Raw genomic sequence first — 23172 nt, forward strand, 5'->3', positions numbered from 1 at the left:
GCCTACTCCTCGTACAGGGAATCGATCTCCTCAGCGTACGTACTGCGGATCACCCGGCGCTTCAGTTTCAGCAACGGGGTGAGCTCTCCGGTGTCCGGTCCCCACTCGTCGGTGAGCAGGTGGTAGCGCTTGACCTGCTCGGGCCGGCTCAGTCGCGCGTTGGCGGTGGCGACCGCGCGGGCGATCTCGGCGCGCAGCGCCTGCGGGCCCTCCCGTTCGGCCCAGGCGGGAGCCAGCTCGGGGTCGAGGACGAGCAGGGCGACGAGGTAGGGGCGGCCGTCGCCGTGCACCAGGGCCTGGCCGATCAGCGGGTGCTCCTTCAGCGTGTTCTCCACCGCGGCGGGGGCGACGTTCTTGCCCGAGGAGAGCACGATGATCTCCTTCTTGCGGTCGGTGATCCACAGGTAGCCGTCCTCGTCGATCCGGCCGACGTCACCGGTGGGGAACCAGCCGTCGGCGTCGGTGGCGGGGAGCACCGTGCCGTCCGGCCGCAGGTAGCCGGAGCACACGATCGGTCCGCGCACGAGGATCTCGCCGTCCCGCTCGGTCCGAATCTCCACGCCGTCCAGCGGGCGTCCGACGGAGCCGAACCGGAAGCCGCCGAGGCTGTTGGTGGTGACCACGCCGGTCGTCTCCGTCAGGCCCCACGCGTCGACGATGACGAGCCCGAAGCCGGCCCAGAACTCCAGGACGTCGACGGGCATCGGGGCGGCCGCGCTCCCCGTCCAGACCAGCCGCTCGAAGCCGGCCAGGGCCAGCACCGGGTCGAGCACCCGGGCCTTCGCCTCGGCGTAGGCCGCGGCCAGGGTGGGTGCGGGCTCCTCACCGCGTTCGCGGCACTTCACTACGGCACGCGCGGTCTCCGCGGCCGCCTCGACGACCGCGCGCCGCTCCGCGGGCAGCCGGTCGAGGGCGGCCCGTACGGAGGCGGTGAGCTTCTCCCAGACCCGGGGCACCCCGAAGAAACCCACGGGGTGCAGTTCCCTGGCGGTCGCGGCGACGGTCTGCGGGTCGGCGCACAGGTGGACGTGCGCGGCCCGGAAGACCGGCAGGTAGATGCCGAGCATGCGCTCGGCGATGTGGGCGAAGGGCAGGTAGCAGATGTGCGCGGCGTGGCCGGGGAAGTCCGCGACGCGGTCCAGCGCGATGCCGTTGAGCAGCACGTTGCGGTGCGAGATCACGACGCCCTTGGGGTCGCCGGTGGTCCCGGAGGTGTAGACGACGGTGAGCGGGTCGGCCGGGTCCACCGCGCGCCAGCCCTTGTCGAAGGCGTCGGCGTCGTACAGCCGGACGCCCTGCGCCGCGATGGAGGAGTACGCGATGTGCGGGCCCGCCTGCCCCGGCTCCACCACGACCAGTTGCCGCAGCCGGTGCTGCGGGTCGTCCAGGAGGGGCTCCCATCGGACGCTCTCGCGCGCCGACTCCACGACGGCGAGCCGGGCCCTGCTGTGGCGGGCGATGTGGCGGATCTGCTCGGGCGCGGCGGTGCCGTAGACGGAGACGGGCACGGCGCCCAGGTGTACGAGGGCGAGGTCGGAGAGCCAGTGCTCGGGACGGTTGCCCATCATCAGCAGGACGTGCTCCCCGCGCTCCACGCCGATGGCGGCGTAGCCGGAGGCGAGAACGGCGATCTTGCGGCGGACATCGGACCACGTGAGGGTGGTCCAGCCGGAGCCGTCGGCGGTGCGCCAGGACAGCGCGGGGAGGTCTCCGTGGTCCTCGGCGTTGCGCAGCAGCAGCGCGGGGAGGGTGAGCTCGGACGGTTCGGCGGGGAGTCGCAGGATCGTGGGCATGACGACCTCCTGGCCGGCCTCGCGGCCGGTCTCCTGGAACCTGGCGGGGTGCGGCCACCGCAAGCTTTCACACCATCGCTGAGACAGCAATACTGTTGAGCACGATCCGCCGCATCGACTGGGGCGGCATCGGGACACCGACGGAAGCGAGGCGCAGCGCATGACGCAGTCCCTGATCCAGCCGGCAGGCCTCACCGTCGACGAACTGGCGGCGCGGGCCGGAGTGACCGTCCGTACGCTTCGTTTCTACAGCAGCAAGGGCTTGCTGCCGCCGCCCGTGCTGGGCCCGCGGCGGGTGGGGCTCTACGGACCCGAGCACCTGGCACGGCTGTCGCTGATCGAGGAACTGCAGCACCAGGGGCTGACGTTGGCGGCGATCGAGCGCTACCTCCTGCAGTTGCCCGCGGACATCACCGCCGAGGATCTGGCGATGCACCGGGCGCTGGTCGCCGCCTGGGTGCCGGACTCCGCCGAGGAGACGCCGCGTACGCGGCTGGAGCGGCGGGCGGGCCGGGCGCTGACCGAGCACGACGTGGACCGGCTGTCGGCGATGGGCGTGCTGGACCGCACCGACCGCCCGGAGGTCTTCCTGGTCAATCCGGCGATGCTGCACCTGGGGGTGCGGCTGCTGGACGTGCCGATCCCGCTGGAGACGGTGCTCGCCACCCGCGAGATCGTGCTGAAGCACACCCGGGCGGTCGCCCATGAGCTGCAGAAGCTCTTCCGCGAGCAGGTCTGGCAGCCCTATCTGGACGGCGACCCGAGCCCGGAGGAGACCGCCCGGATGCGCTCGCTCACGGAGTACATCCAGCCGGCCCTGGTGCAGGCCCTGGTGACCGCGTTCCAGCGGTCGCTGGCGGAGGAGTTGCGGGCTTCGGCCTCGTCCGGGAGGGACGGAGACCGAAGCCCGTACGCCACCGGTGAGTGATCAGCCGTCCGTGAAGGTCTCGCCCCGCTCCGCCTTGGCAACCAGCAGCGCGGGCGGGGTGAAGCGCTCGCCGTACGCGGCCGTCAGCTCGCCGGCGCGGGCCACGAAGCCGGGCAGCCCGCCCTCGTAGCCGTTGATGTACTGCAGGACGCCGCCGGTCCAGGCGGGGAAGCCGATGCCCATGATCGAGCCGATGTTGGCGTCGGCGACGGAGGTCAGCACGCCCTCCTCCAGCAGCCGGACCGTGTCCAGGGCCTCGGAGAACAGCATCCGCTCCTGCATGTCCCGGAACGGGATCCGCGCGTCGGGCTTGCTGAAGTGCTCGCGCAGACCGGGCCACAGCCGGGTCCGCTTGCCGTCCTCGTAGTCGTAGAAGCCGGCGCCGCCGCTGCGGCCGGTGCGGCCGAACTCGTCGATCAGCCGGTCCAGGACCACTTCGGCGGGGTGGGTCTGCCAGCTGCCGCCCTCGGCCTCGATGGCGCGCTGCGACTCCGCGCGGATCTTGCGCGGCAGGGTGAGCGTCAGCTCGTCCAGGAGCGAGAGAACCTTGGCCGGGTAGCCGGCCTGGGCGGCGGCCTGCTCGACGGAGGACGGATCGAGACCCTCGCCGATCATCGCGACGCCCTCGTTGATGAAGTGGCCGATGACGCGCGAGGTGAAGAAGCCGCGGGAGTCGTTGACGACGATCGGGGTCTTGCGGATCTGCCGCACCAGGTCGAAGGCGCGGGCCAGTGTCTCCTGGCTGGTGTGCTCGCCCTTGATGATCTCCACCAGCGGCATCTTGTCGACCGGCGAGAAGAAGTGCAGGCCGATGAAGTCCTGCTGCCGCTTGACGCCTTCGGCGAGCAGCGAGATCGGCAGCGTCGAGGTGTTGGAGCAGAGCAGGGCGTCGGGGGCGATGACGTCCTCGATCTCCTGGAAGACCTTGTGCTTGAGCGACGGGTCCTCGAAGACCGCCTCGATGACGGCGTCGCAGCCCGCGAGGTCCTGCGGGTCGCCGGTCGCGGTGATGCGGCCCAGCAGCTCGTCCCGCTGGGCCTGGGTGGTCCGGCCGCGGGCGAGGGCCTTGTCCAGGAGGGCGGCGGAGTACGCCTTGCCGCGCTCGGCGGCCTCGGCGGACACGTCCTTCAGGACGACCTCGATGCCCGCCCTGGCGCAGGAGTAGGCGATCCCGGCACCCATCATCCCGGCGCCGAGGACGGCGACCCTGGTGACCGGGCGCGGGTCGATCCCCTGCGGGCGGTTGGCACCGGAGTTGACGGCCTGCAGGTCGAAGAAGAACGCCTGGATCATGTTCTTCGAGATGGGGCCGCAGGCGAGTTCGGTGAAGTACCGGCCCTCGATCGCCAGCGCGGTGTCCATGTCGACCTGGGAGCCCTCGACGGCCGCGGCCAGGATGTTGCGCGGCGCCGGGTAGGGGGCGCCGGCCAACTGCTTGCGCAGGTTGGACGGGAACGCCGGCAGGTTCGCCGCGAACGCCGGGCTCTTGGGGGTGCCGCCGGGGATCTTGTACCCCTTGACGTCCCAGGGCTGCTGGACCTGCGGGTTCGCGTCGATGAACGCGCGGGCCCGTGCCAGCATCTCCTCGCGGGTGGCGGCGACCTCGTGGATCAGACCCGCCTCCAGCGCCTGCTGCGGGGCGTACTGCCGGCCCTGCAGCAGCACCTTGAGCAGCGCGTCGGCGATGCCGAGCAGCCGCACGGTGCGCACCACGCCGCCACCACCGGGCAGCAGCCCCAGGGTGACCTCGGGCAGGCCGATCTTGGAGCCGGGGGCGTCCAGGGCGATCCGGTGGTGGCAGGCCAGCGCGATCTCGTAGCCGCCGCCCAGCGCGGCGCCGTTGATCGCGGCGACGACGGGCTTGCCGAGGGTCTCCAGGCGGCGCAGCCGGCCCTTGATCCGCATCGAGCCCGCGAAGACGTCGGCGGCGTTCTCCGGGGTGGCGCGGATCAGGTCGCGCAGGTCGCCGCCGGCGAAGAAGGTCTTCTTCGCGGAGGTGATGATGACGCCGCGCACGGAGTCGGCCTCGGCCTCCAGCCGGTCCAGGACGGCGTCCAGGGAGTCGGCGAAGGCCCCGTTCATGGTGTTGGCGGACTGGTTGGGGTCATCGAGGATCAGGGTGACGATGCCGTCGGTCCCGTCCTGCTCCCAGCGGATGGTGGTGGACTCGCTCATCTCAAGGTCTCCGTAAGGGGGGTTGGACGGAACGTCAGACGCGCTCGATGACCGTGGCGATGCCCATGCCACCGCCGACGCACAGCGTCAGCAGGCCGTAGCGCAGATCACGGCGTTCCAGTTCGTCGATGAGGGTGCCGAGGATCATCGCGCCGGTCGCGCCGAGCGGGTGGCCCATCGCGATCGCGCCGCCGTTGACGTTGACCTTGTCCAGGTTCAGGCCCATCTCGCGGACGAAGCGCAGCACGACGGCGGCGAACGCCTCGTTGATCTCCACCAGGTCGATGTCGCCGATGGTCAGGCCCGCCTTGGCCAGCGCCTTGCGGGCGGCGGGGGCGGGGCCGGTCAGCATGATGGTCGGGTCGGCGCCGGAGACTGCGGCCGAGACGATCCGGGCCCGCGGGGTGAGGCCGTAGCGCTCGCCGGTCTCGCGGTTGCCGATCGCGACGAGCGCGGCGCCGTCGACGATGCCCGAGGAGTTGCCCGCGTGGTGGACGTGGTCGATCTTCTCGACCCAGTGGTACTTCTGCAGCGCCACGGCGTCGAACCCGCCGGCCTCGCCGATCATCGCGAAGGACGGCTTGAGCGCGGCGAGGGATTCGGCGGTGGTGCCGGGGCGGATGAACTCGTCGTGGTCCAGGACGGTCAGGCCGTTGCGGTCCACGACCGGGACGACGGAACGGGCGAAGCGGCCGTCCTTCCACGCCTCGGCCGCCCGTTCCTGCGACAGGGCCGCGAAGGAGTCGACGTCATGGCGGGAGAAGCCCTCGATGGTGGCGATGAGGTCGGCGCCGACGCCCTGCGGGACGAAGCCGGTCTCGAAGTTGGTCATCGGGTCCATCGCCCAGGCGCCGCCGTCGGTGCCGAGCGGGACGCGCGACATGGACTCCACACCGCCGGCCAGCACCAGGTCCTCCCAGCCGGAGCGCACCTTGGCCGCCGCCAGGTTGACCGCTTCCAGGCCCGAGGCACAGAAGCGGTTCTCCTGCAGGCCCGCGACGGTGTCGGGCAGCCCGGCGGCGATCGCCGCAATCTTGGCGATGTCGGAGCCCTGGTCCCCGATGGGGCCGACGACGCCGAGCACGATGTCGTCGATGGCGGCCGGGTCCAGGTCGGGGAACCGGCGGCGGATCTCGTGGATCAGGCCGACGACCAGGTCGATCGGCTTGGTGCCGTGCAGTGCGCCATTGGCCTTGCCGCGGCCGCGCGGGGTGCGGATGGCGTCGAATACGTACGCTTCGGGACTCACGTCGGGTGCCTTTCGGAATGAGGGGTCCGGAGATCGGTCGGTGGATCAGGAGAGCAGGGAACGGCCGATGATCTCCTTCATGATCTCCGTGGTGCCGCCGTAGATGGTCTGGATCCGGCCGTCGGTGAACGCCTTCGCGACCCGGTACTCGGCCATGTAGCCGTATCCGCCGTGCAGTTGCAGGCAGCGGTCGGCGACGCGCTTCTGCAGTTCGGTCGCCCACCACTTGGCCATCGAGGCGTGGACGGGGTCGAGGCCTCCGGCTCCGTGCTCGGTGATGCAGCGGTCGATGAAGGACCGGGTGACGGCGCACTCGGTGGCCATCTCCGCGATCTCGAAGCGGATGTGCTGGAGCTTGGACAGCGGACGGCCGAACGCCTCGCGCTGCTTGACGTACTCGGTGGTCAGCTCCAGGACCGACTCGGCGGCGGCGATCCCGGACACCGCGATGGCCAGCCGTTCCTGCGCCAGGTTGGTCATCAGGTGCAGGAACGCCTGGTTCTCCCCGCCCAGCAGGTTGTTCTTGGGCACCCGCACGTCGCTGAACGACAACTCCGCGGTGTCCTGCGCGTGCTGGCCGATCTTGTCCAGGTTCCGGCCGCGCTCGAAGCCTGGCATGCCGCGTTCGACGACCAGCAGGCTGAGGCCCTTGGCGCCCTCCTGGCCCGGCTCGTGGCCGGTGCGGGCCACGACGACGACGAGGTCGGCGAGGATACCGTTGGAGATGAAGGTCTTGGAGCCGTTCAGGATCCAGTGGTCGCCGTGGTCGGCGGCGGTGGTGCGGATGCCCTGCAGGTCCGAGCCCGCGCCCGGTTCGGTCATGGCGATCGCGGTGATGATCTCGCCGGAGCAGAAGCCCGGCAGCCAGCGGCGCTTCTGCTCGTCGGTGGCCAGCGAGGTCAGGTACGGGCCGATGATGTCGTTGTGCAGGCCGATGGCCAGCCCCGATACGCCCGCCCGGGTGAACTCCTCGCCCAGCACGACCCCATAGCGGAAGTCCGGCTCTCCCCCGCCGCCGAACTCCTCGGGCACGGCGACCCCGAGCAGCCCCTGGCGGCCCGCGGCGAGCCACGCCTCCCGGTCGACGATGCCCGCCTTCTCCCAGCGCTCGTGGTGCGGCAGCGCCTCCTTGGCCAGGAAGGTCCGCACGGTCTCACGGAAGGCGTCGTGGTCGGAGGTGAAGATCTGACGCTTCATACGGATCGGTCTCCTCGGGGGCTTGCGGGCGCGTCGGGCTCGGGAGCGGCGTGGAGCGCGGGGATCCGCCAGTCGCGGGCGACCTCGGCCGTGTGTGCGCCGGGCTGGGCGGGCGGCAGGCGTACCGAGCCGGGGGTGGCGGAGAAGCGGGGCGCGGGGGCGGGCTGGACCAGGCCGCCGTCCTCGGTGAACGTCCCGCGGGCGGCGAGGTGCGGGTGGGCGGGGGCCTCGCGCAGCGACAGGACCGGCGCGACACAGGCGTCGGAGTGCTCGAAGACGGCCGTCCACTCGTCGCGGGTGCGGGTCTTGAAGCGGGCGGCGACGGCGGCCCGCAGATCGCCCCAGCGGGCGAGGTCGCCACGGTCCGGGGCGTCCTCACCGAGCTCCAGCAGGGCGGTGAACGCGGCGTAGAAGCGCTGCTCCAGGGCGCCGACCGCCATGTAGCCGCCGTCCGCCGTCTCGTAGACGCCATAGAACGGGCAGCCGCCGTCGAGCAGGTTGGCGCCGCGCCGGTCCTGCCAGCCGCCGGCGGCGACCATGCCGTGGATCATCGAGGTCAGATGCGCGGTGCCGTCCACGATCGCGGCGTCGACGACCTGCCCGGCGCCCGTGGTGCGGGCGTGCTGCAGGGCCGCGAGGACGCCGATGACGAGGTAGAGCGAGCCGCCCGCGTAGTCGCCGACGAGGTTGGCGGGGATCGCTGGCGGGCCGTCCGCCGGGCCGATCATGCCGAGCGCGCCGGTGATGGCGATGTAGCCGATGTCATGGCCCGCGGTCTGTGCCAGCGGCCCCTCCTGCCCCCACCCGGTCATCCGCCCGTACACCAGCCGGGGGTTGCGGGCGAGCGCCTGCTCGGGGCCGACGCCCAGCCGCTCCGCGACGCCCGGCCGGTACCCCTCGATGAGGATGTCGGCGCGTTCGACCAGGTCCAGGAGCGCGGCGGGGCCCTGCGGGGCCTTCAGGTCCAGGAGCACGGACCTCTTGTTGCGGTTGGTGAGGTCGTACGACGGATTGATGCCCAGCCCGGAACCGCCCGGCCGGTCGACCCGCACGACATCGGCCCCCAGGTCGGCCAGCACCATGGCGGCGAACGGGCCGGGGCCGATGCCGGCCAGCTCCACGACCCTGACGCCGGCCAGCGGGCCCGGACCTGCCTGCACGTCCATCGGCTCCCCGATCACTTTGACAGTAGTGATGTCACATCAATGATGTTAGGAACACGTTCCAGTCCTGGCAAGGGCCGGAAGAACAGGGCCCGGAAACGACACCGGCCCGCCGCGCCACGAGGGCGGGGCGGGCCGGGGGCCGACCGGTCAGGCGGAGGTCTCGGAGACCGCGGCCTTCTCCAGCTGGAACGCCTCGTTGCCCAGGCCGACGCGGGCGTGCACCTCGGGCTTCCGGGCCTTCAGCACCAGTCCCAGCACGATGCCGACGACGGCGGAGAGCCCCACGATCCCCGGCAGGATCCAGGCCAGCGCCGCGTCCTGGTCCGGACCGATCAGCACGTCGAAGTCCTTGACCGCGTAGACGAGCACGAAGAGCAGGGCGGCCCCGGCCACACCCGCGCTCAGCAGCCGCCAGATCTGGGCACGCCCGGCCCCGCGGCGGACGAAGAAGGCGATGACGGAGGCCGAGGCGACCGCCATGAGGAGGATGACGCCGACGGCGCCGACGTTGCCGCCCCAGGTGAACAGCCGCAGCACCGGCACCGTCGGGTCACCGGCCTGCTTGTCGTCGGTGACCGCGAAGGCGACCACCACGACGAGGGAGATCACGGTCTGCAGCATCGAGCCGATCGCCGGAGCACCGCTCGACTTGGAGGTGCGGCCCACGGCCGAGGGCAGCAGTCCCTCACGGCCCATCGCGAAGGCGTAGCGGGCCACGACGTTGTGGAAGCTGAGCATCGAGGCGAAGATTCCGGTCAGGAAGAACACGTGCAGCAGATCCGTGAAGGTACCGCCGAGCCGGGACTCGGTGAGGCCGAACAGCAGGCCCGCGCTCTGCTCCTGGGCGGCTCCCACGACCTGGGCGGGACCGGCGGCCACACCCATCAGCCACGAGGTGAGGGCGAAGAAGACACTCGCGAAGGCGACGGCGAGAAACATGGCGCGCGCCACGGCGCGCCCCGGGCGGCTGGTCTCCTCCGCGTACACGGGGGCCTGCTCGAACCCGACGAAGCCGACGACCGCGAAGCAGAGCGCGATGCCCAGGCCCGCACCCGTCACCGTGCTGGGGTCGAACCCGTCCAGGGACAGGCCCTGTCTCTTGTCCGGATCGGCGGCGAACGCGATGTCGCACACGATGACCAGGGCGCACTCGACGACCAGCAGCACGCCGAGCACCTTGGCGTTCAGGTCGATCTTCAGGGCGCCCAGCGCACCGGTGAGCAGCACCGCGAGGAGCGCCGGTATCCACCAGTCGACGGATATGTCGAAGTGCTGGTCGAGCTGGCCGACGACCTCGAAGCCGAAGATGCCGTAGATGCCGACCTGCATGAGGCTGTACGAGACGAGGGCGACGAAGGACGCGCCGACGCCGGCCGTGGCACCGAGGCCGCGGGCGATGTAGGCGTAGAACGCGCCCGCGTTGTGCACGTGCCGGCTCATCTCCGCGTAGCCGACGCTGAAGAGCGCCATCACCACACCGAGCATCACGAACAGCAGCGGCTGCCCGACGATGCCGGTCGCACCGTACGTCGTGGGCATGACGCCCGCGACGACCATGAGCGGCGCACTGGCCGCCAGCACCGACAGCAGGAGCCCGGTCGTACCGATCCGGTCGGCGCGCAGCGCCCTTTCCTGGCCCTTGAAGGTGCTGATCTCGGTCTTACTGCCCGTCAGCATGGCTGCGGTGTCCTTCCGATGAGGTGAGCGTCGGGTCCTACGGAGAACCGAAACCGAGCGCGGAGTCGCGCGCGGCCCGGAATGCCTTCTTCGGATCGCGGCCGAAGTACGACCACGGGCGCCGGGTCGCGCACGGGCCGATCCGGTTGAACAGCGCGGCGGCCTCCACCGGACGACCGCTGTGCACCATGGCGAAGGCGAGCAGGTTGAGATCCAGCTCCAGCCGGGGATGGTCGCCGCCGTGCCACTCGAGCCACCAGTCGAACGCCGTGCGCAGGCTCTGCCGGCCGCGGCCGCTGGTCCAGTGCGGCAGCCCGGCCGGATCCTTCGGCTCGGCTCCGGTCCCGGCGAGCACCCGGTACCGCTCGATATGGGCGACCAGCGGCAGCCCGGCGAGCGGTGAGCCCTCCGGCGCCTCCCCCGCGGCCCACTCGGCGAATTCGTACACCTCATGGAACGGGTCGTTCCGGTCGGTCTTCTGACGCTCGGCCAGGCACGCCGTCATCAGATGGTGCGCGTGGTGGTGGCTACGGTGCCGGCCGCGCACCTGGTCGAACGCGCGCACCTGGTCCTCGTCGGTGCCGGTGCGGCGGGCCAGGATCAGCAGCGCCAGCCACGGTGAGGGGTCCGCGGGCGCCAGCCGGGCCACCTCGAGGCAGGCCTCCCGCGCGGCCTCGGGGCTGCCCTTGCCGGCCGCGGCACGGAAGACCATGGAGCATGCCAGCAGCATCGCGGCGTCCCTGCTGTCGGGTTCCGCGAGCTGCCATTCGCGTGTCCACGCGGCGGTGGCCGGGCCCTCGGCGAGCACGACCAGGCGATGGCCTCGACGGTCCCACTGGTCGCCGGTCTCGGCCAGCAACGTGCGGACCTCGGACCAGTGGCCCTGTCCCAGGGCATTGCGAGCCGCGACCAACTCGACGTCGTCGAGGGCCGGGTCGAAGCCGAAGTCGTCCTTGGACCGGGAGAAGCCGAAGGGGGGCGGAGGTGGGCTCATCCGCGGGCTGCCTCCACGGGCGGGTTACGAACAGTGATCGTCCACAGCCAACCGGTAGGCGTAGGTCCGCTTCAAGACCACGCCTGTTGTCTCCCTGTAGTCCGCCACGGAATTCCGGCCGGAAAGCGGTTGCGCGCCCCTTCACGGCAGGTCCGCCCGGCTCTCGGCGGCGGCCTGCGAGCACGCCTGCGATCCACGGCTTACGACACAGCCGTGCGGCTGCCGTGATCGCTGCGGGGCAGCCGCATGGCCGTGCAGCCGGGTCTGGCCATAAGTCGATCGTGACGGCCTCCACATCGCTACGGGCACCTCCTGAGCGGGCTGGAGGCTGACGGTCCGGGGCTATTGAGGGGGTCTTGGCGGGCCGGAAGCGGGCTCCGCGTAGCCCGAGCTGACCGCGCCTTCGAGGTTCGCGGTGGCATCGCAGCGCTCGACGACCGCGCCGTCCGACAGGATTTCGGCAAGCTGCTCCGCGCCGGCCTCCGACATCTCGCCCCGCGCTACCAGGAGCCGCACCGCGTCCGGGCGGTTGAGCCACAGGAAGGGCCGGCCTCCCGGGAGGCTGTCGACAATCTCGACGGTGGCGTCGCGTAACGCCGCCCCGCCGGTCTCCGCGCCCCTCAGGTCCATGCCGAGTTCCACGATTGCCGCCAGGAGCTGCATTCCACCTGCGCGCAGTTCGCCCGGCGTGGCCATGATCAGGAGCTCGTCATGCGTCCGCTCAGCGGTGAAGCGACGGCATCTCCCCGTATCGCTCTCCGCAATCCGTACGGCCACAGTGGGTGGTTCTGTAGTCATATGATCCCCAAGCCTGTCTGCCCCCGTCGACTATTCGCTCACAAGTTCGCATGTGAGATCGAGGCAGAGCTACCGCTAGTCGTCCCCAGGCGGAAGTTACCTGTGGGAACGGTGAGGTCTCAGGGATTCCGTTCAGCCGTCCGAGTCCGACGGCGAACCGGGCCTGCTGCGGGCGAAGGCGTCGACGATCGCCCGCACCTGGAGCAACTCGGCCTCGGTGAACTCGGGCAGCCGGTCGACGATCGCCTGCGCCGCGCCGTCCTCGCTGTTGATCGTGGTGAGGCCGAGGAACTGGGCGGCGCATGCCGTCGCGACGAGCCTGAAGGGCAGCTGAAGGCCCCGCGCGAGAGCGGCCAGCCGTTCGCGTCCCGGGATCTCGCGGACTTGGCCGTGTTCCAGGCGTGAGAGCCAGCTGACGTTCAATTCGGGGTCGCCGCATGCCGCAACCACGCGAGCGAGGCTGAGGCCCAGCTCAGCGCGTCGCTCCTTCACCAGACGGGACAGATCGTCCCGTGTCTCAGTCGCCATGACGGCCATCATGCCTTCTCTCCGCGGCCCCGCATCCCTCGCGGATCGGCAGGGGGGTGCAAATCGTCGATCCGGCCCGGGGCAGGCGTCACCCCCGCCCCGGGACGGATTGTCCCAGGGGTGAGACGTCGCACGGAAGGTCGAATCACGAGAGAGCTGAACGGGATTTCCCAGAGCGATAGACAAAACATCCCGCTCCTGCAATGCTCTGGGCATCCCCGCACGGGGATGAATTGTCCCATGGAGGAAGGCGTGACGACCAACTCAACCGCTACTCCAGAAGAGTTGACTGCAACGCGTTATCGGCTCTTCCAGCCGGAACGGCTCCGGATGCTGATGGAACGCACCGGAGACGGGAGCGAGATCACCATCCGCGTGCTCGCCAAGGCCGCGGGTGTCCACTCCAGCCGCATCGGCGAGCTCCTCAGCGGCAAGCAGCACACGACCAGCGCCCGGGTCGCCGAGAGAGTCGCGGCCCGATGCGGTGTCGATCTGCTCGTCCTGTGGGTCCCGGACGGTCGGACGACATCGTCCGTGGCCGGACCGGCGGCGCGCGACGCGCGCTCGTAGCCCAGCAGCTGAACCACCACACGACGAGAGGCCGCCCGGATGCGACCCCAGGGCGACCTCTCCGACCAACCCACCCCACAGAGAAGGGCGGCAGCCGTGCACCAGGCTAGCCCCGAGAACACAAAGCCGGGAGAGGGCGGCGAGCCCGAGCTCATCACCCTCGCCAGGGCGGGAGACCGCGAAGCGTTCGGCGCTCTGTACAACGAGTACCGGCCCTCCGTGTTCTGCTTCATCCGCCGCCGGGTCGGCGGGGACCTCCGTCTCGCCGAGGACCTCACCAGCGAGACCTTCCTCCGCGCACTGCGCCGGATCGACACGTTCACCTGGCAGGGCCACGACTTCCGCGCCTGGCTCGTCACCATCGCCCGCAACCTCGTGGCCGACCACTTCAAGTGCGGCCGCTTCCGTCACGAGGTCAGCACCGCCGAAATCCTCGCCGGGGATGAGCTCGTGCCCAGCACCGAGGACACCGTCCTGGAGGCGCTCTCCGGTCGCGCCGTCCGCGTCGCGCTGGTCCGGCTCAACGCCCAGCAGCGGCGGGTCGTGACCCTGCGGTTCCTCGACGAGCTGACCGTCGCCGAGACCAGCGTGGTCATGGGGAGGTCCGTCGGCTCCGTGAAGTCCATGCAGCACCGCGCGGTGCGGCGGCTCCTCTCCTTCGTGCCCGCCGAGATGGCGGTGGCGGCATGACGAATCCGAACCTCTCCCGCGCCGCGCGCGTCATCCACGAAGGAATGGCGCGGTTCACGACCGGCCGGACCGGTGACGCGGCGACGCGGATCGCGGCAGCCATGGACGCGGCCGGTCTGATCACGACCGCCGAGGGCCCTGGCCGCCCGGCGTGGGCGCTGCCAGCGGGGCCCCCGCCGCTGGTGCGGCGCAGCACGGGACGGCCTGCGGAACCTCCGGCGGTGGAGGCTCCCGCGCCCTCGGTCAAGGCCAGGGCCGACGTCACCGAGCTCGAGATCGCCGCCACGGAGTGGGACGAACAGTGCGACCGGGCCCTGCAGGTCACCGGTTTGCTCCTCTCGCGCTACGCCTCGCACCCCGACGTCATCGAGATCGTCACCGACTACGACCGCGCTGTCGTCGCCGTCCGGGTCAAGTCCCTGGAGGACTGGGACCACTGGATGGCCGAGACCGGCGTCGCCCGGCTCGACTCCGGGCAGTCCGCGGGCACCACCCGGATCACGTACGGGCGGCTGCGGGACGTCGAGGTGCGGCTGGTCGCCCACGGTGTGCCCGAGCTGCTCGACGCTCTCACCGCCGCCGCGATCGACCCGTACCGGCTGTACGGCCGCGTCTACGACCTCGGCCGCCCGATGGTCGACCGGGACGGCAACCGCTGGAAGTACCTGGGGCAGCGGGGCCCGGACGAGATGCCGCTCCTCGTCGCCGCAGGCCAGGACGTCCCGTGCTCGCTGGCGAACGTGGTCCACCAGGCCGGCCCGCTCCGGCCCGCCGTGCCCTACCTGCCGGCACCCGTACCCGCGGCCGCCACTCCCCCGGGCGCCACTTCCCCGGCCGGCGCTGTCACCGTCACGTCGCTGACCAAGGCGCTCGCCGCCTCCGTGCCCACCACGCCTGCCGATGGCACGGAGGCGGTGAGCGCCGATGCCTGAGCCCATGACGCTGGAGCAGTTGCTCGCCCTGTGGAACCAGGACTCCCGCCTGGCCCGGCTCGCGTCCGTTCACGCGCTCGCCATCGCGTCGGGCGACCACGACCGGGCGGACCGGGCGGCCTTGGAGTTGGCCGTGCCGCACGTCACCCCGCTGCAGTCGCTGGCGGCGAACGTCGAACTCGGCCGCCGGTTGCTGGACGACCGGTGGAGGGCAGTGCGTGACGCCCTCGAGGGCGATGCCACCTGGGACGAGATCGCCGAGGCCCAGGAGCTGACCCGCGACGAGGCCGTCGCGTACTACGTCCACGCCATCGGCCGCCAGGAGCGCTACGCGGGAGAGCCCTTCGACCCCTGCCGCGCCCGTGCCGTCCTCCCCGCCCTGGAAGGCAGCGCGTAATGCCCCACAGCGCGTATGCCGAGAAGGGCCGGGCGGGGACCGGGCGTTCCGGGCCGGACGGCGGTGACGCCCGATGACCAGCGCTCAGGACGCCTACCTGGGGTGGACCGAGCTCGAGCACGCGGACGGCTGCGGCAAGCCGTCCTGGGTGGTCGACTCGCGTACCGAGTACCACCTGTACCGGCCCCACCACGGTGGGCCCGGCCACCGGTGCCCGGCCGAGGAGTGCGAGCACGGCGGCCGGCACTCCGAGACCACGATCCGCGTCGTGTGCCGGTCCTGCGGCACCGCGCGGCTCCTCGTCTCCGAGGCCGAGCAGCTGACCCGGTCGACCGCGCGGGACCTCGTGTCCGGACAGCCACCCCGTGAGGTGGCCGGTCTGTACCTCTGGCCGAGCTCGCCCGTCTTCTACAACCGGGGCCCCGGTCCCTACGAGTTCCTCGTGAGCCGCACGCGCGTCGAGCGGCTCCGCGAGGAGGACGTGATCGGCTGGATCGGTCGCCGTCACGGGCCGCGGGGAGGGGACCTCTACGACGCCGTGGCCGGACCCCACCCGTGCGGCCCTTACGGAAGCGAACGGCTGCGCTGGACGAGGGTCGAGACCGACCTGCGGTCCGTAGCGGCCGCGGCGGAGTGGATCGCGGCGCGGACGCCGGCCGCGGACGGTGACGCCTGATGGGCGCGTCCACCGTTCGGCCGCGCCGGAACCACGGTCTGCGAGGCGCCTCATGAGGTACCCCCTGACCGCGGCCTTCCTGGACTCGGTCCGCGCCGCACGGTTCGTGCGCCCGACGTCGCCGGACGGCTTACCGTGGCAGCCGACGACGACGGCCGAGAGCGACCTGCTCCGTCAGGCCGAGGCGCTCGACGCCGAGCGGGAGTTGCTCCTGGCGGAGTGCGAGCGGTACCGCGCGGTCCTGGCCACCGAGCTGTGCCGGTGCCCGCGCGATCAGCGCCTCGACTGTGCCGACTGCCCGAGCTGCACCTTCTGCCACCCCGCCGCCCCCGGTACGGACCCGCTGTCCCGGCTCCGCCGGGAGATCAACGGGCGCCCCTCTTCCGTGCAGTGGACGAGCCGTCGCGTGGGGAGGGCCTACCGCAAGCTCGGCATCCCGCGCCCGCCGCACCAGTGGCGAAAGGACCTGACTCACCTCGCTGACGTCGGATTCCTGATGCGGCGCGAGGACCGCGGGAGCCGCTGGTACGTGCTCAACACGGCGCGGATCGGGTGCGGCTTCTGTCACGCCGGCGAGTGGGAGCGGTTCGCCCGCGAGCGCGGCTGGACGTACCTCGCCCCCTTCTGGCGCTGTCCCGGCCACTCCCTCACACCCGCCGCCACGAACGCCGGACGCGACCGGTCATGACCGGCCCCCGCGTCCGCCAGTTCCCCGACCGATCCCAGGGGGGATCCAGTGCTCGGACTCACCACCACCCGCCGGCGGGACGCCCGCCTCGCGCGGACGCTCGCCGACCTGACGGCCACGAAGCGGCAGCTGGCCGAGGCGAACGTCGCCCTGGTCATGGCCGCCGGCGACGCCCTGACCGCCGCCGCGCGGCACGAGCGCGAGCGACAGGCGCTCCTGCGTCGCCTCGGCGTCGCCCTCAACGGCTGCCGGCGCTACCGCCGAGAGGCCCGCGCCGACGCCCGCATCATCCACCTGCTCTCCGGCTACCTTCTCGATGCCTTGAGCCACTCCCAGACCGACCCCGGAGCCACCACATGATCGAAGGCGAGTACCCGAACGCATCACCGCGGGTCGTGAGAACGCGGATCATCAACGTCACGCCCGGCATCGACGGCTACCGCTGGCGGTGCGGGCGCTGCCCCTCCCAGGCCGACCGGCCCTTCCCCTACGAGTTCGCCGCCTACCAGGACGCCGAGCGGGACCACCCGTACTGCGCTGCCGTCCCGACGTGAGCGCTCAGGCCCGGGTCTGCGCGGAACGCGGAAGCAGGGCGGCGATCACCAGGCCGATCAGACCGGCGGCGGCGAGGACGGCCATCGCCGTCGCATACGCGTGGTCGTTGAGGCCGGACACCAGGATGGTGCCGGCGATCGCGGTCCCGAAGGACGAGCCGAGGTTCGACACACTGCGCGACAGCCCCGAGATCTCCCCCTGACGCTCCTCCGGGAAGGCCGACTGCACCACGTTGACCGAGGGGGTGAGCATCACCCCCAGGCCGAGCCCGATCATGAGCAACCCTGGGGCGAAGGCCCAGGGACTCGGCGAACCCGCCACGAGAGCGAGGAGGACACCGACCCCGGCGACGCACAGCACGAACCCGGCCATGATCAGCGTCCGCTGCGGCCTGCGTTTGGCCAGCCGTTCGGCCGCCAGGGACGAGGACAGCACGCCGAGGGTCGCGGCGGTGAAGATCACCCCGGTCTGTACGGCGTCGTAGCCGCGGACGACCTGCAAGAACGTGGCCACCGTGAACGAGGTGCCCATGAGCACCAGCCACTGGAGGTTCTGGGTGACCAGCCCGAGGTTCGAGGCACGGTCGTGGAACAGCGCGGTGGACAGCAGGGGTTCGCGGCCCGAGCGCTCCTGGGTGCGCACCCAGTGCAGGAACCACAGCAGCACGAGGACGCCGGCCGCGATCAGTGCGGCCATCAGCCACAGGTTGTTGTCGGCAGCGAGGATGCCCATGACCACCAGGACCAGGCCTGCCGCGGACAGCACGGCGCCGCGGACGTCGAAGGACCGCGTGGGGTCCGGCGGGAGGGGATCGGGGATCGAGCGGCTCAGCAGCAGGATCACCCCGATCACCAGGGCCTGGAACACGAATGCCGCCCGCCAGCCGATCCCGGAGGTGATCAGCCCGCCGATCAGCGGCCCGGCCGCGGCGCCCACCCCGCCCGCCGCCATGATCATGCCGAACGCGCGGGCGCGGGCGGCGAGGTCGTGGAACAGCAGCGTGGTGAGGATGTAGACCGGCGGGATCAACAGGGCCGTACCGACACCCTCCAGGATGGAGTTCCCGAGGATCAGCACACCCAGCCCCGGCGCCGCGGCGCTCAGCAACGCGCCCACTCCGTAGATCGCCAGGCCTGCCAGGAAGCACCGCTTGCGGCCGAACCGGTCGGTCGCCTTGCCGCCGGGAATCATCAGGGCGGCCATGACCAGCAGGAACGTGGTGATGGCGACCTGGACGCCCTGCACGGTGGTATCCAGGTCCTGACTGATGTCGTTGATCATCACGTTCATGTTCGAACCGGCGAAGCTGCAGATGAACTGCGCCAGCGCGAGCGGAGCGAGCACGCGCCGCCCCGCCACCGAGGGCATGTTCGTCGCGGTCACCACGTGTCCTTCCCGAGGGGAACCGGACTTCCGGCCGCAGCGCCCACCGCCCGGGACCCGGCCGGTCCCATCCGGTGTTCAGGAGTTGAGGATCCGGCTCTTCTGGGTCTCGAATTCGGCATCGGTGAGCAGACCCTGGGTCCTCAGCTCGCCGAGCTCCTTGAGCTGCGCGATTTTGGTGTCCATGGTCATGACCGGGGCCGCGGGGGCCGCGGGGGCCGGTGCGGCCGCCGCGGGCTGGTCGAGGGCATGCTGGTGTTCCTCCTGGGCCCATCGGCCGCCCTGCCGTCGCGAGACACGGTTCGACACGGCGGTGGCGGTGCCCGCGACCACAGCGGTTCGGGCGACTCCTCGAAGCAGACCCATGACCTTGTCCTTCCAGTGGGGTGGTGTTCGCTCACGCTGCCTGGTGCTGCCCGCCCGGGGTCAGACGGCTGGTTCGGCGGCCTCCAGTGCCGCCAGGAGGGCTTGCACGGGGATCCGGCCGCTGGCCACCAACTGGGCGCCGCCACGGCGCAGGGCGGTCGCGAACGGCGCCGCCCAGACGTTCTCGTACACCAGGATTCCGGCGGCGGAACCGGGTTCCAGCACCCCGCTCGCCTCGCGCAGGTCGTCCTCGTTCATCAGACCCGAGGAAGCGCCTTCGAAGACCTCCAGTTCGGCGACACCGTCTCCGTCCAGGTCGCCGGCCCGGATCCCGACGACCGAACCGTCCAGCTCCTTCCTGACGAACGTCAGGTCCAGGATCCGGATGATGTCGCGGTCCACCAGGTCCAGGAGCAGCGGCAGACCCTCGCCGGTCATCCGGTTCCCAGGGAACTCGATCACGATGTAGTCGATGGGTCCCATCTCGTTGAATGCGTCACTCACGTCGACTCCTCATGTACTGCGTCGCACTCCGACCTGCCGGCCGCCGCGCTTTCAGCGGCTCAGCGGGTCCTTCCACCGGTCGGCCCAGGGGGCGCCGGCGCCGGGTCGGACGCTCGCCGGGTTCAGCGCTGCTCCGATGATGCCGAGGTGGCTGAATCCCTGGGCGTGGTCGGAGATCGGGGGGAGCCTGTCTCGGTCATGGTCGACTCCTTCACGCCATGGTCAGGTGTACGCCTGGCTGAGCGCCCGGGCGGCCGGGAGGTGGTGACGGCGGTACGTGTGCAGAGCCGGAGCGGGCGGAATGACGCAGAACGGCCGCGGTGGCGAGCCGCTTCCCATCCCGCCGACGAAGGCCGGTCAGCGAGCCGGGACCGGCCAGACACACAGTCCCGTCGAAGCGGGCTCCCGCAGTAACCCCGATGGCCCCATATTGTTAAAGAAACCGCAGCACGGGGCGGTCACGGCACTGCTGCGGAGTGCCGCTCCCGCGTTCACTGACCACGCTACGCCTCGTGAAACCCCTTGTCGCGCTGTCAGGACCGCCGCTGGATCGGGCGGCCTCCGCCCTGCGGTTCCAGGCGGCCGCCCGACGAGTCCGTCCTCGCGCCCTAGGCGGGCGCCGGTGAGCACGCCACCCCGGGAGAGCGCGTCGTTGCCGGACGGCGCCTGACGCCCAAGTACCTAACGATGACTGATTCCCCGTACGTCCGATCTCCGTACCGTTTTGACCTGCAGGAACGCAGCGCGGCGAAGAGCACCGCAGCGCACATCGACCGCAGGGAGAACCGGATATGAGCGACACCCACTACATCATCGAGCGCTACCTCGCCACCTGGAACGAGACCGACCCGGCCGCCCGCCGCGCGGCGATCGACGAGCTGTGGGCCGACGACGCCAACTACACCGACCCGCTGGTGGTCGCCGAGGGGCGCGACGCGATCGACGCGACCATCGGCGCCGTGCAGGCCCAGTTCCCGGGACTCGTCTTCACGCTGGGCGGGCCGGTGGACGCCCACCACGGCATCGCCCGCTTCACCTGGGAACTGGGCCCGGCCGGCGGCGAGTCGCTGGTGATCGGATTCGACGTCGCGGTGCTGACGGAGGACGGCCGGCTGCGCAGCGTCCTCGGCTTCCTCGACAAGGTCCCGGCCGCCTGAGCAGCCGCCGCCCCGGGGGCGGGCCCGTCCGGCCCGCCCCCGCAGCACCCCGACCCCTTCTTGCCCACAGGAGTTCCGCCATGGCATCGCCCCTCACCGACGAACGCACCGTCCCCTCCACCGTCGCCCCTCAGCGGCCGCCCGGCCGCCGGCCGTGGCTCGGTCTGGCGGTTCTCCTGATCGCGACCTTCATGACCGCGCTCGACTTCTTCATCGTCAATGTCGCGATCCCCTCCGTGCAGGTGGACCTGCACGCCGGCACCGCGTCGATCCAGTGGGTCGTCGCGGGCTTCGGACTCGCCCTGGCCACCGGGCTGATCACCGCCGGAAGGCTGGGTGACATGTTCGGCCGCAGACGGATCTTCGCCGTCGGACTGGCGCTGTTCACCCTGACCTCGGTGGCCTGCGGACTCGCCCCGACCGCCGGAACCCTCGTGGCCTCGCGCGTACTGCAGGGCCTGGCGGCCGCGCTGATGGGCCCGCAGGTGCTCTCCATCATCCAGACCGACTACGCCGGCAAGGCACAGGCCCGCGCGTTCAGCATGTACGGGCTGACCATGGGCGTCGGCGCGGTGTTCGGCCAGCTGATCGGCGGCCTGCTCATCAAGGCGGACCTCCTCGGACTCGACTGGCGAGCCTGCTTCCTCATCAACCTGCCGGTCGGCGCGGTGACGCTGCTCCTCGTCCCGCGGGCCCTGACCGAGTCCCGCGCGCCGCAGCGCCCCCGACTCGACGTCACCGGCGTCCTGCTGTCGACCGTCGCGGTCGTCGCCCTCGTGCTGCCGCTCATCCAGGGCCGTGAGCAGGGCTGGCCGCTGTGGACCTGGCTGAGCCTGGCGCTGTCCGCCGTGCTCTTCGCGGAGTTCGGCGTGCACCAGTACCGGCTGGGCCGCCGCGGCGGCGACCCGCTGCTCAGCACCGCGCTGTTCAAGGAGCGGACGTTCACCGTCGGCGCCCTCGCCCAGCTGGTGTTCTGGATCGGCCAGGCGTCCTTCTTCCTCGTACTCGCCCTGTACCTGCAGCAGGGCCGCGGTCTGGACGCGCTCTCCTCCGGCGTGGTCTTCACCGCGATCGGAGCCGGCTACATGATCACGTCGACCACGGCCCACCACCTGTCCGCCCGGCTCGGCCGGCACACCATCTCGGTCGGCGCCCTCGCCATGGTCCTCGGCCTGGGGCTGCTGTGGGAGGCCTCGCAGAGCATCGGCACCACCGGCGGCACCGGGTGGCTGGTCCCCGGACTGTTCTTCGACGGCCTGGGGATGGGCATGGTCATCGCGCCTCTCACCACCACCGTGCTGCGGGGTGTCACGCCCCAACTGGTCGGCTCCGCCTCCGGGGCCGTCGCCACCCTCCAGCAGGTCGGCGGAGCACTGGGGGTCGCGCTGATCGGGATCATCTTCTACGACGCGGTCGGCAGCGGACCGGCGGAGTCGTTCCCGCACGCCTTCGGCCTCAGCCTCGTCTTCCTCATGGGCGTCGAACTCGCCCTCGCCGCACTCGTCCTGCTGCTGCCCCGCAGGGCGGCCACCGCCGGATGACCCCCGCGTGGCGTCCGCCGACCCCCGGGGTGCCGTCTGGACGGCACCGAGGGGGTCGGCTACGTTCCGCGGCATGAGTGCCATGGGGATACTGAGACGTACGGTGACCATCGGGTTGTGCGGGGCGGCACTGGTCGCGGTGGCCGCGCTGCCCGCGCAGGCCGGCCCGCGGGCGGCCGGAGCGGACGGGGCGAAGGTGAGCGTGCCCCAACCGGGCTGGGAACTCAAGGCGACCGGCAGGACCTCCCGGTTCCGCGGCCTGTCGGCGGTGAACGGCAGGACCGCCTGGGCGGCGGGGTCCGCCGGAACCATCCTCCGGACCACGGACGGCGGCGCCAGTTGGGGCGACGTGTCCCCGCCGGGCGCGGCGGAACTGGAGTTCCGCGACATCGAGGCGTTCGACGCGCGGCACGCGGTCGCCCTGGCGATCGGCGAGGGCGACGCCTCCCGCGTCTACCGGACGCAGGACGGCGGCGCCAGCTGGACCGAGGCGTTCCGCAACCCCGACCCGAAGGCGTTCTACGACTGCCTGGCCTTCTTCGACGCGAGGAACGGACTGGCTGTCAGCGACCCGGTGGACGGCAAGTACCGGATCCTGTCGACGGGTGACGGCGGCCGCAGCTGGCACGTACTGCCCTCCACCGGCATGCCCGCCGCGCAGGACGGCGAGGCCTCCTTCGCGGCGAGCGGCCAGTGCCTGGTCACGTCCGGCGGCCACGACGTGTGGCTGGCCACCGGCGGTGGTGCGGCCTCCCGCGTGCTGCACTCCGAGGACCGGGGCCTGACGTGGACGGCGGCGCCGACGGTGATTCCGGCCGGCGACCCCGCCAAGGGCGTCTTCGCCCTCGCCTTCCGTGACGCCCGGCACGGCCTGGCCGTCGGCGGGGACTACCGCGCCGACCAGGCCTCGCCCCAGGCCGGAGCGGTCAGCCGGGACGGCGGCGCCACCTGGACGGCGTCCGCGACGCCGCCACAGGCGTACCGCTCGGGTGTCGCGTGGCTGCCGTACCTGGGCTTCGCCGCGATCGCGGTCGGGCCGACCGGCAGCGATCTGACGCTCGACTCGGGGCGCCGCTGGCGGCGGTTCGACTCCGGGTCCTTCGACACGGTCGACTGCGCGCCCGACCTGAGCTGCTGGGCGTCGGGTGAGAAGGGCCGGATCGCCCGCCTCACCCTGACCGCCTCCTGAGCGCACTGTCCGGGCCGTC

At 71.6% G+C, this 23172-nt stretch carries 24 protein-coding genes; 12 read left to right on the forward strand and 12 right to left on the reverse strand.

Annotated elements, in window-relative coordinates:
• Nucleotides 1–2: 2 nt before the first annotated feature.
• A complete protein-coding gene (locus tag O3X23_RS28800) occupies nt 3–1793 on the reverse strand; it encodes an AMP-dependent synthetase/ligase (RefSeq protein WP_269274594.1) in 1791 nt (596 codons plus the stop codon).
• Between the two features lie 160 nt (nt 1794–1953).
• Between O3X23_RS28800 and O3X23_RS28805 the strand changes: the two genes are divergently transcribed.
• Nucleotides 1954–2721 (forward strand): MerR family transcriptional regulator, encoded by a 768-nt coding sequence (locus tag O3X23_RS28805; RefSeq protein ID WP_269274539.1) that lies wholly within the window; start codon nt 1954–1956, stop codon nt 2719–2721.
• On the opposite strand, the gene O3X23_RS28810 is transcribed toward O3X23_RS28805, so the two are convergent.
• The 8 genes from O3X23_RS28810 to O3X23_RS28845 form a co-directional block, all read right to left on the reverse strand.
• Complete coding sequence (locus O3X23_RS28810) at nt 2722–4896, reverse strand: 3-hydroxyacyl-CoA dehydrogenase NAD-binding domain-containing protein (RefSeq protein WP_269274540.1); 2175 nt, start codon at nt 4894–4896, stop codon at nt 2722–2724. It abuts the gene before it with no gap.
• Nucleotides 4897–4930: 34 nt separating this feature from the next.
• Complete coding sequence (locus O3X23_RS28815) at nt 4931–6145, reverse strand: acetyl-CoA C-acetyltransferase (RefSeq protein WP_269274542.1); 1215 nt, start codon at nt 6143–6145, stop codon at nt 4931–4933.
• Between the two features lie 45 nt (nt 6146–6190).
• Nucleotides 6191–7342 carry an acyl-CoA dehydrogenase family protein gene (locus O3X23_RS28820; protein WP_269274544.1) on the reverse strand — a complete coding sequence of 384 codons (1152 nt, stop codon included), beginning with the start codon at nt 7340–7342 and terminating at the stop codon, nt 6191–6193.
• The gene (locus O3X23_RS28825; protein ID WP_269274547.1) at nt 7339–8508 is read right to left on the reverse strand and encodes a CaiB/BaiF CoA transferase family protein; all 1170 of its coding nucleotides are present in this window, start codon (nt 8506–8508) and stop codon (nt 7339–7341) included. The genes O3X23_RS28820 and O3X23_RS28825 overlap by 4 nt, the downstream gene beginning before the upstream one ends.
• Before the next feature lie 147 nt (nt 8509–8655).
• Nucleotides 8656–10185 carry an APC family permease gene (locus O3X23_RS28830; protein ID WP_269274549.1) on the reverse strand — a complete coding sequence of 510 codons (1530 nt, stop codon included), beginning with the start codon at nt 10183–10185 and terminating at the stop codon, nt 8656–8658.
• A 37-nt stretch (nt 10186–10222) separates the two neighbouring features.
• Nucleotides 10223–11179, reverse strand: coding sequence for a hypothetical protein (locus O3X23_RS28835; RefSeq protein WP_269274551.1), 957 nt, complete (start codon nt 11177–11179; stop codon nt 10223–10225).
• 342 nt (nt 11180–11521) lie between these two features.
• Nucleotides 11522–11956, reverse strand: coding sequence for a hypothetical protein (locus O3X23_RS28840; protein ID WP_269274553.1), 435 nt, complete (start codon nt 11954–11956; stop codon nt 11522–11524).
• A 153-nt stretch (nt 11957–12109) separates the two neighbouring features.
• Nucleotides 12110–12505: a helix-turn-helix domain-containing protein gene (locus tag O3X23_RS28845; RefSeq protein ID WP_269274555.1), complete on the reverse strand. Its 396-nt coding sequence runs from the start codon at nt 12503–12505 to the stop codon at nt 12110–12112.
• A 252-nt stretch (nt 12506–12757) separates the two neighbouring features.
• Here O3X23_RS28845 and O3X23_RS28850 point away from each other — a divergent pair, with 252 nt between their 5' ends.
• The 8 genes from O3X23_RS28850 to O3X23_RS28885 all read left to right on the forward strand — a co-directional run bounded on the left by O3X23_RS28850 (nt 12758) and on the right by O3X23_RS28885 (nt 17012).
• Nucleotides 12758–13075, forward strand: coding sequence for a helix-turn-helix domain-containing protein (locus tag O3X23_RS28850; protein ID WP_269274557.1), 318 nt, complete (start codon nt 12758–12760; stop codon nt 13073–13075).
• Between the two features lie 96 nt (nt 13076–13171).
• Complete coding sequence (locus O3X23_RS28855; protein ID WP_443048003.1) at nt 13172–13765, forward strand: sigma-70 family RNA polymerase sigma factor; 594 nt, start codon at nt 13172–13174, stop codon at nt 13763–13765.
• Entirely contained in the window at nt 13762–14697 is a 936-nt protein-coding gene (locus O3X23_RS28860) for a BN159_2729 family protein (RefSeq protein ID WP_269274559.1), read from the forward strand. Before O3X23_RS28855 ends, O3X23_RS28860 begins: the two co-directional genes overlap by 4 nt.
• Nucleotides 14690–15094 carry a hypothetical protein gene (locus O3X23_RS28865; protein WP_269274561.1) on the forward strand — a complete coding sequence of 135 codons (405 nt, stop codon included), beginning with the start codon at nt 14690–14692 and terminating at the stop codon, nt 15092–15094. The genes O3X23_RS28860 and O3X23_RS28865 overlap by 8 nt, the downstream gene beginning before the upstream one ends.
• A gap of 73 nt (nt 15095–15167) precedes the next feature.
• Nucleotides 15168–15770 (forward strand): hypothetical protein, encoded by a 603-nt coding sequence (locus O3X23_RS28870; protein ID WP_269274563.1) that lies wholly within the window; start codon nt 15168–15170, stop codon nt 15768–15770.
• Nucleotides 15771–15822: 52 nt separating this feature from the next.
• Nucleotides 15823–16458 carry a hypothetical protein gene (locus O3X23_RS28875; protein WP_269274565.1) on the forward strand — a complete coding sequence of 212 codons (636 nt, stop codon included), beginning with the start codon at nt 15823–15825 and terminating at the stop codon, nt 16456–16458.
• Between the two features lie 48 nt (nt 16459–16506).
• Nucleotides 16507–16818, forward strand: coding sequence for a hypothetical protein (locus O3X23_RS28880; protein ID WP_269274567.1), 312 nt, complete (start codon nt 16507–16509; stop codon nt 16816–16818).
• Entirely contained in the window at nt 16815–17012 is a 198-nt protein-coding gene (locus O3X23_RS28885; protein ID WP_269274569.1) for a hypothetical protein, read from the forward strand. Before O3X23_RS28880 ends, O3X23_RS28885 begins: the two co-directional genes overlap by 4 nt.
• Before the next feature lie 4 nt (nt 17013–17016).
• Here O3X23_RS28885 and O3X23_RS28890 read toward each other — a convergent pair whose 3' ends face one another.
• From O3X23_RS28890 to O3X23_RS28900, 3 genes are all read right to left on the reverse strand, one after another.
• Entirely contained in the window at nt 17017–18381 is a 1365-nt protein-coding gene (locus O3X23_RS28890; protein ID WP_269274596.1) for an MFS transporter, read from the reverse strand.
• 93 nt (nt 18382–18474) lie between these two features.
• On the reverse strand, nt 18475–18762 hold the full coding sequence (locus O3X23_RS28895; protein WP_269274572.1) for an SHOCT domain-containing protein: 288 nt from the start codon (nt 18760–18762) through the stop codon (nt 18475–18477).
• Between the two features lie 60 nt (nt 18763–18822).
• Nucleotides 18823–19266, reverse strand: coding sequence for a DUF6325 family protein (locus O3X23_RS28900; RefSeq protein WP_269274574.1), 444 nt, complete (start codon nt 19264–19266; stop codon nt 18823–18825).
• A 791-nt stretch (nt 19267–20057) separates the two neighbouring features.
• On the opposite strand from O3X23_RS28900, the gene O3X23_RS28905 reads away from it, so the two are divergent.
• From O3X23_RS28905 to O3X23_RS28915, 3 genes are all read left to right on the forward strand, one after another.
• Nucleotides 20058–20423, forward strand: coding sequence for a nuclear transport factor 2 family protein (locus O3X23_RS28905; RefSeq protein ID WP_269274576.1), 366 nt, complete (start codon nt 20058–20060; stop codon nt 20421–20423).
• A gap of 80 nt (nt 20424–20503) precedes the next feature.
• Nucleotides 20504–21964 (forward strand): MFS transporter, encoded by a 1461-nt coding sequence (locus O3X23_RS28910; RefSeq protein ID WP_269274578.1) that lies wholly within the window; start codon nt 20504–20506, stop codon nt 21962–21964.
• 82 nt (nt 21965–22046) lie between these two features.
• Nucleotides 22047–23153, forward strand: a complete 1107-nt coding sequence (locus tag O3X23_RS28915; protein ID WP_443048005.1) for a WD40/YVTN/BNR-like repeat-containing protein — start codon at nt 22047–22049, stop codon at nt 23151–23153.
• The last annotated feature ends 19 nt before the right edge of the window (nt 23154–23172 follow it).

Origin of the sequence: Streptomyces sp. H39-S7 (assembly GCF_027158205.1) — a bacterium.
Taxonomy (GTDB): domain Bacteria; phylum Actinomycetota; class Actinomycetes; order Streptomycetales; family Streptomycetaceae; genus Actinacidiphila.

What these genes read in the sequence shown, in the direction of transcription:
- O3X23_RS28835 (WP_269274551.1), bottom strand. Translation starts at nt 11,179, where the DNA reads ATGAGCCCACCTCCGCCCCCCTTCGGCTTCTCCCGGTCCAAGGACGAC.
- O3X23_RS28885 (WP_269274569.1), top strand. Translation starts at nt 16,815, where the DNA reads ATGATCGAAGGCGAGTACCCGAACGCATCACCGCGGGTCGTGAGAACG.
- O3X23_RS28800 (WP_269274594.1), bottom strand. Translation starts at nt 1,793, where the DNA reads ATGCCCACGATCCTGCGACTCCCCGCCGAACCGTCCGAGCTCACCCTC.
- O3X23_RS28875 (WP_269274565.1), top strand. Translation starts at nt 15,823, where the DNA reads ATGAGGTACCCCCTGACCGCGGCCTTCCTGGACTCGGTCCGCGCCGCA.
- O3X23_RS28915 (WP_443048005.1), top strand. Translation starts at nt 22,047, where the DNA reads ATGGGGATACTGAGACGTACGGTGACCATCGGGTTGTGCGGGGCGGCA.
- O3X23_RS28870 (WP_269274563.1), top strand. Translation starts at nt 15,168, where the DNA reads ATGACCAGCGCTCAGGACGCCTACCTGGGGTGGACCGAGCTCGAGCAC.
- O3X23_RS28890 (WP_269274596.1), bottom strand. Translation starts at nt 18,381, where the DNA reads ATGCCCTCGGTGGCGGGGCGGCGCGTGCTCGCTCCGCTCGCGCTGGCG.
- O3X23_RS28830 (WP_269274549.1), bottom strand. Translation starts at nt 10,185, where the DNA reads ATGCTGACGGGCAGTAAGACCGAGATCAGCACCTTCAAGGGCCAGGAA.
- O3X23_RS28845 (WP_269274555.1), bottom strand. Translation starts at nt 12,505, where the DNA reads ATGGCGACTGAGACACGGGACGATCTGTCCCGTCTGGTGAAGGAGCGA.
- O3X23_RS28865 (WP_269274561.1), top strand. Translation starts at nt 14,690, where the DNA reads ATGCCTGAGCCCATGACGCTGGAGCAGTTGCTCGCCCTGTGGAACCAG.
- O3X23_RS28805 (WP_269274539.1), top strand. Translation starts at nt 1,954, where the DNA reads ATGACGCAGTCCCTGATCCAGCCGGCAGGCCTCACCGTCGACGAACTG.
- O3X23_RS28820 (WP_269274544.1), bottom strand. Translation starts at nt 7,342, where the DNA reads ATGAAGCGTCAGATCTTCACCTCCGACCACGACGCCTTCCGTGAGACC.
- O3X23_RS28910 (WP_269274578.1), top strand. Translation starts at nt 20,504, where the DNA reads ATGGCATCGCCCCTCACCGACGAACGCACCGTCCCCTCCACCGTCGCC.
- O3X23_RS28825 (WP_269274547.1), bottom strand. Translation starts at nt 8,508, where the DNA reads ATGGACGTGCAGGCAGGTCCGGGCCCGCTGGCCGGCGTCAGGGTCGTG.
- O3X23_RS28905 (WP_269274576.1), top strand. Translation starts at nt 20,058, where the DNA reads ATGAGCGACACCCACTACATCATCGAGCGCTACCTCGCCACCTGGAAC.
- O3X23_RS28810 (WP_269274540.1), bottom strand. Translation starts at nt 4,896, where the DNA reads ATGAGCGAGTCCACCACCATCCGCTGGGAGCAGGACGGGACCGACGGC.
- O3X23_RS28860 (WP_269274559.1), top strand. Translation starts at nt 13,762, where the DNA reads ATGACGAATCCGAACCTCTCCCGCGCCGCGCGCGTCATCCACGAAGGA.
- O3X23_RS28895 (WP_269274572.1), bottom strand. Translation starts at nt 18,762, where the DNA reads ATGGGTCTGCTTCGAGGAGTCGCCCGAACCGCTGTGGTCGCGGGCACC.